A 13,368-nucleotide genomic window follows, 5' to 3' on the forward strand; every position below is an offset into this window, starting at 1 on the left:
AACCGCCTCAAGCGCCACCGCGCGGTCGCCACGAGGTACGACAAACTCGCCGTTCGCTACGAAGCGACCGTGCTGGTCGCAGCCATCAACGAATGGCTGTGACCAGCACTTTCGAAACACCCCCTAGACTCTGCTCGCTGGAGAACGCCCGGGCCGATCGGCCGACCGGGCGCACCGTGATGTGGAGAGGGAGGGACCAGTCGTGCGCGGCACCGCTGCTGTCGTTCCCCCGTCGCGGTTCGAGGTGATCCTGGTGTCCCGGGCGGGCCGGTGCCCGCTGCGCGGCCGGCACCGGTAGGGGCTGCGAGCTCCCGTCCGACCCCGTGAACCTCCCCGTTCCGCGCGCCGCTCCACCTGCCGTTCCGTGTGCCGTTCCGTGTGCCGTTCCGTGTGTCGGGCGGTGCGTCGGGCGCCCCGGTGGTGGCGGTGTGCGCGGTGCGGGCGGGTGCGGTGAGGTCGGCGGGCGTCGCTCGTGGCGCCGTGCATCGCGCTGCCGATTCCAGGAGCGAACTCCGAAGGGCCACGGGCCATGCGTACCGACCTCGTCACCACTGCCGCCACTGCTGTCACCGCCACTGCCGCCACCACCGCAGCCGTCACCGCCGGTTCGGCGATCGGCCTGGTCCGCAACCTGGGCATCCTCGCCCACGTGGACGCCGGGAAGACCACCGTCACCGAGCGGGTCCTCTTCCTGACCGGGGAGACCCACAAGCGCGGCGAGGTCCACGACGGCACCACCGTCACCGACTTCGACCCGCAGGAGCGCGACCGCGGCATCACCATCTTCGCCGCGGCCGTCAGCTGCCAGTGGGACGGCCACCTGCTCAACCTGATCGACACCCCCGGCCACGTCGACTTCGCGGACGAGGTGGAGCGCTCGCTGCGGGTGCTGGACGGCGCGGTGGCCGTGTTCGACGCGGTCGCGGGGGTCGAGCCGCAGAGCGAGTCGGTGTGGCGGCAGGCGGACCGGCACGGCGTGCCGCGGATCGCGTTCGTCAACAAGATGGACCGGCCCGGTGCCGACCTGGACGCCGCCGTCGCCTCCATCCGGGAGAAGCTCCACCCGGTGCCGCTGGCCGTGCAGTTGCCGATCGGCCGGGAGGGCGGGTTCGCGGGCGTGGTCGACCTGGTCGAACTGCGCGCACTGACCTGGCCGGACGGCGCCGAGCCCGGCGAAGGCGTCCAAGTCGGCGAGGTGCCGCAGGAGTTGGTGGCGGAGGCGACCCGGCGACGGCAGGCCCTGGCGGAGGCGGTGGCCGAACTGCACCCCGCCGCGCTGGAGGAGTACTGCACCACCGGCACCCTCGCGTCCGGCACCCTCGCCGCTGCGCTGCGCCAACTCACCGGCGGCGGACAGGCGGTGGTGGTGCTGTGCGGCTCGGCGTACCGCAACCGCGGCATCGAGCCGCTGCTGGACGCGGTGACCGCGTACCTGCCGTCCCCGCTGGACGTCCCGCCGGTGCGCGGGGAGTTCGACGGGGCGCCGCAGGAGCGGGCCGCCGATGCGCAACAACCGTTCGCCGCACTGGTGTTCAAGGTCTCCGCGAGCACCACCGGTCGGCTCAGCAGCCTGCGGATCTACTCCGGCACGCTACGGAAGGGGGACACCGTGCTCGACGCGCGCACCGGCCGCACCGAGCGGATCGGCCGGATCCTGCGGGTGCAGGCCGACCGGCACACCGAGACCGACACCGCGGTGGCCGGGGACATCGTCGCCGTGGTCGGCGCGAAGGGCGCCAGGGTCGGCACCACGCTGTGCGCCCCGAACGCCCCGCTGGTGCTCGAACCGGCCGTCTCCGCCGACCCGGTGGTGACCGTCGCGGTCGAGGCCCGCCGCTCGGTGGACAACGACCGGCTGGCCGCCGCACTGGCCCGGCTCACCGAGGAGGACCCGTCCCTGGTGGTCGGCAGCGACCCGGAGAGCGGGCAGCGGACGCTGTCCGGCATGGGCGAACTGCACCTGGAGGTCGCGGTGGAGAAGCTGCGCCGCGCGGGTCTGGAGGTCACCGTCGGACGGCCGAAGGTCGCCTACCGGGAGACCCTCTCCGCGGAGGTCACCGGGCTGGTCCTGCGGCACGTCAAGCAGGACGGCGGCTCCGGCCAGTTCGCGCACGTCGTGGTCGACGTCGCCCCGCTCGGCGAACCCGGGACGGACGGCTTCGAGTTCCGCTCCACCGTCACCGGCGGACGGGTGCCGCAGGAGTTCGTGCAGGCCGTCGAGGCGGGCTGCCGGGACGCCCTCGCGGACGGCCCGCTCGGCCACCCGGTCACCGGCGTCCGGGTCACCCTCACCGACGGGGCGACCCACGTCAAGGACTCCTCCGACCTGGCGTTCCGCACCGCCGGACGGCTCGCCCTGCGCGAGGCGCTGCGGCGCGGCGGCCCGCTGCTGCTGGAGCCCGTCGTCGAGCTGGTCGCGACGGTGCCGCCGGACGGTGTCGGCGGCGTCCTCGGCGACCTGTCCGCCCGTCGCGGCCGGGTGCACGGCTCCGAGCCGCGCGGCGGCAGCGCGGTGCTGACGGCGACCGTTCCGCTGGCCGAACTCTTCGGCTACGCGGGCACGTTGCGCGGCCGCACGCAGGGCCGGGGCACCTTCACCACCCGGCCCGCCGGGTACGCCCCGGCACCGCGGGCGCAGCAGTAGCGGCGCCGGCCGGGGCCCTGTTCCGTCTCTTCGGCGGGGCGGGGCTCCGGCCCGGGTGCGGGCGCGGGTGCGGGTGCTGGTGTCGGTCCGGTCCGGGTCCGGCTTCTGGCGCTGGTGCCGCGGCCGGTCCGGTGCCGGGTCTAGCGCAGCCAGCCGCGTTCGGCGGCGCGGGCGCCCGCCTGGAAGCGGCTGCGGGCGCCGAGCACCTCCAGCGCCTCGGCGGTCAGCCGTCGGACGGTGCGTTCGGAGACGCCGAGCTTCCGGGCCGCGACCACGTCGGTGTCGCCCTGCTGGAGGATCCGCAGCAGGGCGTAGTGCTGCGCCGTCATGCCGTTCAGGTCGCGTCCCCTGGGGTGGCAGAGCGGTGCGGCGCTGTGCCACAGCCCGTCGAACAGCGCGCACAGGGCGGCGACCGGTCCGCGTCCGTGCAGCACGGTCGCGGTGTCGGAGCGCTCGGGGTCGAGCGGCAGCAGGGCGGTCTCCTGGTCCAGCACGACCAGGCGCAGTGGCAGGGCGGGCGCGGTGCGGACCTGCCCGCCGAGCCCGACCAGGCGGCGGGCGTACTCCACGGTGGGCGGGTGGCGGCGTACCGCGTCGACGAACAGGGTGCGCAACTCGACGCCCCGGGCGAGCAGTTCGGCGCTCAGCGACTCGTCCAGCAGGCCCGTCGCCGGTGTGCCCGGGGCGTTCGGTGCATCCGGCGTGTTCGGTGTGATCGGTGCGTTCGGTGCGTTGGTCGGGCTGTCGCCGGGGGAGAGGACCAGGACCTGGGAGGAGGTTCCCGCGCCGAGTTCGGCCAGGCGGTCGCGGATCGCGTCCGTCCCGATCAGGTGTTCCGTCCTGGTGTGGTGGCGTTCGGCCGCGGCCTCGGTGCGCAGTTGGCCGAAGGCGGCCCGGGCCTGCTCGAACTCCTGGCGCTGGGAGAGCAGTTCGGCTTCACGGCGGGCCAGCAGGGCGGCCAGGCCGAGTTCCGGCACCACCGGGTGCAGGTGCGACGGGTCGTCCCAGGACGGTCGGAGCAGCCCGAGTCCGGTCAGTTCGGCGCGGGAGGAGTGCAGTTGCTCCGGTGCCAGGCCGAGGCGGGCGGTCAGTTCGGCGTCCGTGGCCCGGGGGGTGCGCAGGAGTGCGCGGTACAGCCGATCGGCCGGGTCGCTCAGGCCGAACGCCCGGAGGGCGACGGGCATCTCAGCCGACGCCAGGGGTGCGGCGGCCGGAGCAGGTCACCGTGTGCATCGCCGCCGTTCCTCCGTCCACCCGTTCGACCGGTCTGGGGTAGGTCTAGACCATTGGGGCTCCTGGTGTCAAAGGGGGTGGGCCGCGGCCGGTGCTGCCGGCCGGAACCGGCAGTGCCGGGTCCGGACACCGTCGGCCCTGGCGGATGGGGCGGCGGGCGTCGAAGGTGGGGGGCATGGCCCACGCGCTCCCCGCCTCCCCACCGTCCCCGTCCTCCCCGCCGCCGCCCGCGCTGTCCCCTCCTGCGGCGGTCGGGCGGTGGCGGGCCCGGCTCGGGGTGCCGGACCTGACCGGGCAGCGGCGGGTCGTGGCGGCGACCGTGCTCGACGCGTTCGGCGTCGGGATGTTCGTGCCGCTGTCCTTCCTGTTCTTCGTCCTCACCACCGAACTGTCGGTCGCCCAGGTCGGGTTGGGCAGTTCGCTGGCCACCCTGCTCTCCCTGCCGGTCGCCCCGCTGGCGGGTGCGCTGGTGGACCGCTGGGGTGCCCGTACCTCGCTGGTCGTCAACAACCTGCTGGTGGCCGGAGGTTACCTCGGCTACCTGCTGGTCGACTCGCTGCCCGGGCTGGTCGCCGCGATGCTGGTGGTGCTGTCCGCGGAGCGGCTGTACTTCACCGCCTGGCCGGGGTTCGTCGCGGACCTGGCCGAGGGCGCCGAACTGGACCGCTGGTACGCGTTCACCACTGCGGGCGGCAACGCCGCCGCAGGGCTGGGCGGTGCGGCGGGCGGCCTGCTGCTGGGCACCGGGTGGCCGGGCGCGGCGGTGGCCGTGGTGGTCGTGAACGCGGCCACCAGCCTGGCGGCCGCCGCCCTGCTGCTCACGCCGGGCGCGCGTCCGTCCGACCCCGCGCGGAGGAAGGGGGGCCCGACCGGGGAGGACGCCGCCGGGAGCGTCCCGGGGTGGGGGGCGCTGCTGCGCGAGCGGCGGTTGCTGGGGTTGCTGGCCGCGCAGGCCGCGCTCGGGTTCGGCTGGCTGGTGCCGACCGTCGTGCTGCCGGTGTACCTGGTCGAGGTGGCCGGGCTGCCGGCCTGGGTGCCGTCCGCGGCGCTCACCCTGAACGCCGTCGTGATCGTGGTGGCGCAGTCCGCGACGACGGCCCGGCTGGTGGTCTTCTCCCGTACCAGGGTGGTGGGTTGGGCGTCCGCGCTGATGGTCGGATCGATCGCGCTGCTGGCGGTCGGCGGCGGGCGGGTCGGGTCCGTGGCGGGGGCGGTGCTGCTGTTCACCGCGGGCCAGGTCCTGGCCGGGCCCGCGTGCACCGCGATCGCGGCGACCGCGGCCCCCGTCGGTGCGCGGGGGCGCTTCCTCGCGCTGGTCAACCTGGCCTGGGCGGTGTCCGCGGTCGGCGGACCGCTGATGGTCGGCGCGCTGATCGAGCGGCACGGCGCGCTCTTCTGGTCGCTGCTCGGGTCGTTGGTCGCGGCCGGGGGGATCGGTTTCCGCGCCGCCGGGCGCCGGACGGTCCGGACCGGCCCGGCAGGGACCGGGTTCGGCGTCGGGCCGGGGGAGCGGTGTCCCGGCCCGGACGGTGCGGGGTCGTCCGGGCCGGGACACCGGCGGGGCGGTCAGTAGGTGAGCAGGCCAGGGTCGGAGAGCGACGGGGCGCCGGTCTCGACGTGCCCGGCCAGGCGGCGGACGAAGTCGGCGCTCCGGTCGGAGGTGACGGTCAGGTCGTACCAGCGGCGGCAGGTGGAGAGGTCGACGGTCAGGGTCACGGTGCTGCCGCGGCGGACGGTGACGGTCTGCGGGCCCCCGGCGTAGGCGTTGGTGACGGTGAGGACGGCGTCGGCCCCGGCCGGGTTGGTGAAGGTCAGGACGAGGTTGCCGGTGGCGGCGTCGTGCCGGGCGGTGACCTCCGGGCCCGCGGTCCTGCCGGGGTTGCGGAAGCGCCGCAGGAAGCCGTTCGGACCGAACACGGTGAGGTCGGTGACGCCCTTGGAGTAGCTGGTGTTCCAGGCGTCGGAGACCGACTTCCCGGCCTCGGCGGTGTACGTCCACGGGCCGTCGGTGCGGTTCGCCGAGGTGACCAGGAACTGGGCGCCCGCGGCCGGTCCGCCGCTGAACGCGAGGGCGTACTTGCCGGTCGACACGTCGGCCGAACCGTCCACGTACGGCGCGTACTTGAGCGGACGGGTGGGCTTGGCCCCGGCCTCCTGCCGCGGCAGGGTGCCGGTCGCGGGCGGGGTCGGGACGTAGTCGGGGTGCCGGTTGTGGTCGGCGGGCAGGTAGGCGGCGGTGGACGGCAGCGCGGCCGGGGCGGTGTTGCTCGCCGTGAAGTCGAAGGCGGAGGTGAGGTCGCCGCAGACGGCGCGCCGCCAGGGGGAGATGTGCGGTTCGGTGACGCCGAAGCGCTGCTCGATGAAGCGGATGATCGAGGTGTGGTCGAAGGTCTCCGAACAGGTGTAGCCGCCGGTGCTCCACGGCGAGACCACCAGCATCGGCACCCGCTGCCCGAGGCCGTACGGCCCGGCCGCGTAACTCGCGTTGCCCGCGAACCAGTCGGCGCCGGTGGCGACCGTGGACAGGCCCTGGGCGGCGGAGGCGGGCGGGAACGGCGGTACCACGTGGTCGAAGAAGCCGTCGTTCTCGTCGTAGGTGATGAACAGCGCGGTGCGGGCCCACACGTCCGGGTTCGCGGTGAGCGCGTCCAGCACCTGCGAGACGTACCAGGCGCCGTAGTTGGCGGGCCAGTTGGGGTGCTCGGTGTACGCCTCGGGGGCGACGATCCAGGAGACCTGCGGCAGCGTCCCGGCCGCGACGTCGCGGCGCAGCTGGTCGAACAGCCCGTCGCCCGCCTTGGCGTTCGTCCCGGTGCGGGCCTTCTCGTACAGCGCGTCGCCGGGCTTGGCGTTGCGGTAACTGTTGAAGTAGAGAAGGGAGTTGTCGCCGTAGTTGCCGCGGTGGGCGTCGCTGATCCAGCCCCAGGAGCCGGCCGCGTCCAGGCCGTCGCCGATGTCCTGGTAGATCCGCCAGGAGACGCCGGCCGCCTCCAGCCGCTCCGGGTAGGTCGTCCAGGAGTAGCCCGCCTCCTGGTTGCCCAGCACCGGCCCGCCGCCGACCCCGTCGTTGCCGGTGTGGCCCGTCCACATGTAGTAGCGGTTCGGGTCGGTGGAGCCGATGAACGAGCAGTGGTAGGCGTCGCACAGCGTGAACGCGTCGGCCAGCGCGTAGTGGAACGGGATGTCCTGCCGGGTCAGGTACGCCATCGTGGTCGCGGTCTTGGCCGGGACCCACTGGTCGTACTTGCCGCCGTTGAACGCCTTGTGGCCGCCCGCCCAGTCGTGGTTGAGGTCCTGGACGAACTGCATCCCGAGGTCGTTCACCTGCGGCCGGAACGGCAGGATCTCCTTCTTCGAGGCGTTCGCCTGGTACCAGACCGGCTTCCCGCTCGGGAGCGTCACCGGCCGCGGGTCGCCGAAGCCGCGCACCCCCTTCATCGCGCCGAAGTAGTGGTCGAAGGACCGGTTCTCCTGCATCAGCACCACGATGTGCTGCACGTCCTGGATGGTGCCCGTGCTGCCCTGCGGGGCGATCGACGCGGCCCGCGCGATGCTGGGCGCCAGCGCCGAGAACGCCAGGCTCGCACCGGCCAGTTGGAGGAAACGACGCCGGTTCGGTTCGGCAGTAGCCATGGGTGACACGACCTCTACGGGTGAGGGGCGGACGGGGGTGCCCCCAGGACAGCGCGCCCGGGGTACCGCCCGTCGTCCCGCCCGTGACGGACCGGCGTACGGCGGGCGAACGCATCGAGTTGTCCGGACAAGTCGCGCTCGCCGCGTGCCGGGCACCGGGTGCCGTCGTCCGCGCCTCCGACCGTCCCCTCCCGTTGTCCGGGTTCGTCTGACAGTGCGCCGTTGATGTGCGAACATGTCGTCCTCTCAGGTCGGTTGATTGATCATCAGGGGAACCACGGCGTGTCCAGTGACATCGCGCTCCCCGTTCCGGGTTGGAACGGCGGGGACGGCAACAACGCTTACCTCGACAAAACGCTCCGGCACATGCCGGTCGAGACGGTGCTCGACGACCGGGTCAGCGGTCGGGCCCTGCTGCGGATGGCGGCCCGGGCCCTGCTGGTCTCCTGGATGGTCTGGCTGGCCGTGCTGCTGTTCGGTCTGCTGATCGCGCTGGCGGACAGCAGCAGCGGCTCCGACCGCTACGGCTCCAGCGACCCGACCGACTTCCTCAGCGTTCCCTTCTACGCCGGGCTGGTGGGCTTCGCCACCTTCCTGGTGGTCCTGCTGGTCGGAAAGCTGACGGAGCCGATCGCGGAGTGGCGGGTCCTGCTCCACGCCCGCGCCGACGTGGACTCCGCCTACAACCAGATCTGCAACGTGGTGGCCGAACGCGGCTACCCGCTGGCCCCGTCCGTCGAGGCCGCCCAGCAGTACGGCGGAGTCTCCCGCGGGCTGGTGCTCGCCCAGCACGACTGCACCGCGCACGTCTCGGTCTTCAGCTACGGCAGCAGCCTCTACCTGGGCTGGCAGATGTGGCGCACCAGGAGCAAGTTCCGCCTCTTCGTCCAGTTCGTCACCGACAACGTGAGCGGCGGCAGCGACCTGCGCAGCGCGATGTCCCGGACCGGGCAGGTGCGGGCGATGCGCGAGGCCGTGCACGCCGCCTGCCGCGAGGGCCTGGTGGTGGCCATCGAGCAGCGGCCGGTGCAGCTGCAGGTGCAGTTCCCGCAGGCGTCCTCGGTGTCGACCGTCAAGGCCGTCGGACCGCAGCGGCTGCCGTCGATGCCGCCCGCTCCGCCCGGTGCGGCTCCCGTGCCGCCGGCGCCGCCCGCTCCACCCGGTCCGTGGGCCGCCGACGAGCCCGGCCGGCAGTGACGGTCGCCCAGGGCGGCCCGTCGGTCGAGCCGCACGGTCCGGACGGCGACGCCGCCCTCGCCCGGGTGGCGTACCGGATCGCCCCGGTGCTCGGACCGAGCTCGCCGCTCGGCGGGCCCGACGGTCGGCACTGGGCCGAGGCGGGGGCGGCCGAACGGGCCTGGCTGAGCGGACTGCCCCGGCTCGGCGGACACCTCGAACTCCGCTGCACCGGCGGGGAGTCGGGGCGCATCCGGGCCGCCCTGCTGGCCCGGGGCGTGGCCGCTGCTCCCGAGCGGGCGGTCGACGCCGCCCGGGCGCTGGTCGGTGACGCGCTCCCGCCGCACGTGGTGGCGGCACCGGCCGACGTGGCGGAGGAGCTGTACCCGATCGGAACGGCACCCGCCGTGCTCGACCTGTACGAGGTCCGCAAGCAGCTCCGGCAGTACCGGTTGGCCGCGCCCGGTGCACCGCGCCTGATGGCGACCGTCGCGGTACCGCTGGGGCCGGGCGGCAGCTGGGAGGCGGTCTGGGCCGAACTGGCCCGGCAACCGGTGCCGACCTGCCTCGCGGTGAGCCTGGAGCCGTTCGCGCTGCCGACCGGGGCGAGCCGGTTGCTCGGCCGGTTCGCGGACACGTACGGCCAGTTGGCGTGCGCCTCGGTCGGCAGCCCGGTCTGGGGGCAGGCCCGCCGGGGTGATCCGGCGGCCGAGGCCGGGCAGCGTTTCTTCGAGGACGCACTGCACCGCTACCAGGGCCGGGTCTTCCGGCTCCGGATGCTGCTGGCCGCCGCCGGGCCGATCCCGCCGATCCTGCCCGAACTGCTCGCCGGCCTGGTCGGCGGCGAGGCCGTCCGGCTCCGTACGGACGCCCAACGCGCCCGGGCCTGGCACGACTTCAGTACCCTCGGCCTCGACCCGCTCCCGGACAGCCACCGTCCGACCGGTGCCCCGGACACCGAATGGACCGAACTGGAGCAGGAGTTGGTCGGCCTGGTGGACCTGGACGAGGCCACCGCCGCACTCCGCCTCCCCTACGAGTTCCCCGGCCGGACCGGCCGCCTGTTCGCCAGGCTGCCGGAGACCCCGACCCCGTCGACGCCCCCCGCCCCCGGGGACCTTCCGACCCTGCACTGAAAGGCCGACATGACCGGTTACACCATTGCCTTCCACGGCGAGGACGACGAGGTCCGCGAAGCCGCCGAGGCACTCCAGCAGCACCTCAACCGCGACGCCGAACTGCGCGGCCTCACCAGCAACCGGATCCGCCCGCCCCGCCCCGACGAGCAGGGCGGCATGGCGGACGCGGTCCAGTACGCCGCCGAGTTGGGTCCGCTGGTGATCAGCCCGCTCTGCGTCTGGCTGGAGGCCCGCCTGCGCAAGAACACCGTCTCGCTGGAACTGCGCCGCCCCGACGGCACCGAACTCCGGATCTCCACCGACTCGGTCCGGGACAGCTCCGAACTCCTCGACCAGGTCGAGGAGTTCCTCTCCTCCGAATGAGCCACCGCTTGATCCGTCCCGATCCGGACGGCTCCTGGGCCGTCCTGATCGCGGTCGGCCGCTACGCCGACCTGCCCGACATGCCCGAGGCGGTCGCCTCGATGGAGCTGCTCGCCGACCAACTCTCCGGCCCGGACGGTGGTTTCGACCCCTCCCAGGTGCTCCGGGTGGTCGACCCGGAGAGCGCCCGCGAGGTGGTCGACCGGGTCGCCGCCGCCGCTGCCCGGGCCACCGACACGTTCCTGGTCCACTACGCCGGCCACGGCGTCACCAGCACGGCGGGCCACCTCCACCTCGCCCTCCCCGGCACCCTGGACGAACGCGACCACGTCCCCCGCACCGCGCTCCCCGTGGGCACCCTGCTCGCCGCCGTCGGTCAGCGGGCCGCCCACCGGATCGCCGTCCTCGACTGCTGCTACGCCGCTCTCGCCCTGGACGAACCGGCCGCCGCCGACCTCCACCTGCTCACCGCCGTGGACCGGGCCCGCAGAGCCCTGACCAACAAGGACACCGGCCTCACCCGCTTCGGCGAGGAACTCCTCCGCCTCTGCCGCGAGGGCGTCCCCGACGGGCCCGCCTTCCTCCCCCTCGACCTGGTCCACCACCACCTGGCCGTCACCCTGGCACAGATCCCCGCCGACGCACCCCGCCACTACCAGGCCCCCGTACCGCAGCAACGCACCGTCGACGCCAGCGGGCACCTCGCGCTGTTCCGCAACCCCGCCCACGGCACGTCGTGCACCGAGCCGGGGCTCCGGGCCCGGGCCGCCTTCGCCTACCGCCAGTTCGCCATCCGCAACCGGCGCCAACCCTGGCACCGCCCCCAGGCCGTGGCGCTGCTGGCCGACGTCTCCGCCGACGCCGCCCGCTCCCTCGGCCCGGACCACCCGCTCGCCCTGCAACTCGCCAACGCCCACGGCCACGCCGTCGGCCTCCTGCACGGCGCGGCGGCCGCGCTCGCCCTGCTGGAGCCCGTCGCGGCCCGGGCCGCTGCCCGACTTCCCCCCGGATCAAAGGAGTTGGCCACCATCAACGCCACCCTGCGGAGCTGGTCGGACCAGCCTCCGATGTCGGACCAGCCTCCGATGTCGGACCAGCCTCCGATGTCGGACCGCCCCCGGTGACGGTGACGCCGTGCCCCACCGGGGCCCGCAGCACCGCCGAGCGCCCGGCCGCCGGGCCGGAGCCTGGCGGGGCCCCGTCACGTTCTGCGACAGGTCCCCGCCGGGCCCACCTCCTGATCGCGGTCGAGCACGCTCCCTAGCAGCGGTACTCCACCGTCCAGGAGTGTGCCCCCAGGCCGGCACCTCCGGTTCACCGTGGCGGTTCACCCGCACCTCGACCCCGTCGAGGAGGGCGAGGCGGTGGATGTCGGCGCCGGCCTCGGAGGGCACCCGCGCGACCAGTTCGACCTCCCGCAGCCGCAGCAACGGCCCGCCCGTCGCGTCGATCAGCACCGCGACCAGCCGCGGCCCCGGCGCGTAGAACGCGGTCAGCCCGGCTCCCGGTAGTACTCCCGGACGTCCCCCGTCCGCCACGTCAGCTCGGGTCGGACGCCCGCGTCCTCCAGCGCCTCCCGGACCTGCGCCGGGTCCATTCCGAAGCGCAGCGGCCCCACCCCCGCCAGCGGGTCGAGCACCCATCGCTCGCGTTCCCCCGGCGCCCTGTCCCACCAACCCACACCAACCCCCTGTGAACGACCCCGCCACGTCCGGCGCGACCCCGACGACGACCTCGCCGGTCACCCTGGACGCGGCCTCCGACAGCACCGTAGCCACCGGACTCCCCGCAGGCACCAGGCCGACCGCCATCCAGTCGGCGGCCACCTCCGAAAGGCTCCGTGCTTCCGGGGGCGCACCACCCGCCGTCCGGTCGCCGACGCCGAGGTTTCAGGCGGCGGTGATCGGGCGGACGGTGGTGTGCGGGGCGGTGCGGGCGGCGGTGTGGGTGGTGACGAGGTGGCGCAGGGCGCGGTCGGTGGCGGGGTCGGCGGGGGTGAGGGTGAAGAGGTGGTGGGGGCCGGTGGTGAGGATGTCGTAGTGGAGGCGGAGCTCGCCCGCCTCGGGGTGCTGGACGCGCTTGGTGCCGGTGGAGCGTTCCAGCACGGTGTGGTCGTTCCACCAGAGGGCGAACTCGCGTCTGTGGGACCGGAGTTCGGCGAGCAGGGCGGCCAGCCGGGGGTCGTCGGGGTGGCGGGCGGCGGCGGTGCGGAGGTGGCCGACGGTTTCGCGGGCGACGCGGGGCCAGTCGAGCTGGGCGGTGCGGGTCGCCGGGTCGCGGAAGAGCATGCGGGCGGTGTTGGCGGCGGACCCGCTGCCGAACCCCGGCCCGAACAGGGCACGGGCGGCCGGGTTGTGGGCCAGCACGTCGAGCCGGTGGTCGGTCAGGTAGGCGGGGAACAGCGGTATGCCGTCCAGGAGTTGGCGCAGCGACGCGCGGACGTCGGCGGGCTGCCGGGAGCCGTCCGCGGGGAGGACGGGGGTCTCCCCGCGGGCGAGCAGGTGCAGGTGCCGGTGCTCGTCGGGGGTGAGGTGCAGGGCCTCGGCGATGGCGTCCAGGACGGCGGTGCCCGGGGTGCCGACCCGTCCCTGCTCCAGGCGTACGTACCACTCGACGCTCACGGCGGCGAGCTGGGCGACCTCCTGGCGGCGCAGCCCCGGGGTGCGGCGGCGCGGCCCGCGCGGCAGCCCGGCCTCCTCGGGCTGCAGCCGGGCGCGCTTGGTCCGGAGGAAGGCGGCCAGCTCGGCCTGGCGGGGCGGTACGTGCGCGGTCATGCTCCCGATCATCGGTGCGGGTCGGGTCGGCCGTCCAGCGCCGAGACTGGTACGCCGAGTGCCAGCATCCGGAAGGTCTCCCCGGGGCGCGGGCGGCGGACGAGGGTGGGTCTCGCTCGCCAGAGCAGCCAGAGCACGCCAGAAGCACGTCTGATCCGACGACCGGCTGGGAGACCCGCGCCATGTCACGTTCCGCCCGCACCACCGCCGCTTCCCCTTCCTCCCGTCCTGCCCCCGTTCCTTCCCCCACCGCTCCGCGGTCGCGTCCGTTCCGCGCCGCAGCTGTCCTGCTGTCCGCCGCAACTGCCCTGACCCTGCTGGGAGTCGGTGATTCGAGCGCTCGAGTGCGCGGTGAGGTGCGGGACTTCGGGCGGGTGTCGGTCCGGGCCGGTATCCCGAACGGGGT

Annotated in this window: 10 protein-coding genes and 1 pseudogene; 7 read left to right on the forward strand and 4 right to left on the reverse strand. The window is 74.4% G+C overall.

Translation table 11 applies throughout. The features are described from left to right. Nucleotides 1-102 (forward strand): annotated as a pseudogene (locus QSK52_RS34365) (IS5 family transposase); the annotation flags it as partial. Nucleotides 103-529: 427 nt separating this feature from the next. Continuing rightward, on the forward strand, nt 530-2,644 hold the full coding sequence (fusA, locus tag QSK52_RS34370; RefSeq protein ID WP_285740177.1) for an elongation factor G: 2,115 nt from the start codon (nt 530-532) through the stop codon (nt 2,642-2,644). A 140-nt stretch (nt 2,645-2,784) separates the two neighbouring features. Here fusA and QSK52_RS34375 read toward each other — a convergent pair whose 3' ends face one another. Next, a complete protein-coding gene (locus QSK52_RS34375) occupies nt 2,785-3,828 on the reverse strand; it encodes a helix-turn-helix transcriptional regulator (RefSeq protein ID WP_285740178.1) in 1,044 nt (347 codons plus the stop codon). 224 nt (nt 3,829-4,052) lie between these two features. On the opposite strand from QSK52_RS34375, the gene QSK52_RS34380 reads away from it, so the two are divergent. Next, nucleotides 4,053-5,450, forward strand: coding sequence for an MFS transporter (locus QSK52_RS34380; RefSeq protein WP_285740179.1), 1,398 nt, complete (start codon nt 4,053-4,055; stop codon nt 5,448-5,450). On the opposite strand, the gene QSK52_RS34385 is transcribed toward QSK52_RS34380, so the two are convergent. Continuing rightward, nucleotides 5,444-7,510 carry a phosphocholine-specific phospholipase C gene (locus QSK52_RS34385; RefSeq protein WP_285740180.1) on the reverse strand — a complete coding sequence of 689 codons (2,067 nt, stop codon included), beginning with the start codon at nt 7,508-7,510 and terminating at the stop codon, nt 5,444-5,446. The two genes, QSK52_RS34380 and QSK52_RS34385, sit on opposite strands and share 7 nt — an antisense overlap. Before the next feature lie 282 nt (nt 7,511-7,792). Between QSK52_RS34385 and QSK52_RS34390 the strand changes: the two genes are divergently transcribed. Genes QSK52_RS34390 through QSK52_RS34405 form a run of 4 tightly spaced genes read left to right on the forward strand, consistent with a single transcriptional unit; the run spans nt 7,793 to nt 11,312 of the window. After that, nucleotides 7,793-8,707: a hypothetical protein gene (locus QSK52_RS34390; protein WP_285740181.1), complete on the forward strand. Its 915-nt coding sequence runs from the start codon at nt 7,793-7,795 to the stop codon at nt 8,705-8,707. Further along, complete coding sequence (locus tag QSK52_RS34395; RefSeq protein WP_285740182.1) at nt 8,704-9,822, forward strand: hypothetical protein; 1,119 nt, start codon at nt 8,704-8,706, stop codon at nt 9,820-9,822. Before QSK52_RS34390 ends, QSK52_RS34395 begins: the two co-directional genes overlap by 4 nt. A gap of 9 nt (nt 9,823-9,831) precedes the next feature. After that, complete coding sequence (locus tag QSK52_RS34400; RefSeq protein WP_285740183.1) at nt 9,832-10,188, forward strand: effector-associated constant component EACC1; 357 nt, start codon at nt 9,832-9,834, stop codon at nt 10,186-10,188. A gap of 8 nt (nt 10,189-10,196) precedes the next feature. After that, entirely contained in the window at nt 10,197-11,312 is a 1,116-nt protein-coding gene (locus tag QSK52_RS34405; protein ID WP_285740184.1) for a caspase, EACC1-associated type, read from the forward strand. A gap of 368 nt (nt 11,313-11,680) precedes the next feature. On the opposite strand, the gene QSK52_RS34410 is transcribed toward QSK52_RS34405, so the two are convergent. Together QSK52_RS34410 and QSK52_RS34415 are read right to left on the reverse strand one after the other, a co-directional pair. Beyond that, complete coding sequence (locus tag QSK52_RS34410; protein WP_285740185.1) at nt 11,681-11,869, reverse strand: hypothetical protein; 189 nt, start codon at nt 11,867-11,869, stop codon at nt 11,681-11,683. A gap of 208 nt (nt 11,870-12,077) precedes the next feature. After that, nucleotides 12,078-12,962, reverse strand: coding sequence for a helix-turn-helix domain-containing protein (locus QSK52_RS34415; protein ID WP_285740186.1), 885 nt, complete (start codon nt 12,960-12,962; stop codon nt 12,078-12,080). Between the last annotated feature and the right edge of the window lie 406 nt (nt 12,963-13,368).

Origin of the sequence: Kitasatospora phosalacinea (genome assembly GCF_030268885.1) — a bacterium.
Classification (GTDB): Bacteria; Actinomycetota; Actinomycetes; order Streptomycetales; family Streptomycetaceae; genus Kitasatospora; species Kitasatospora phosalacinea_C.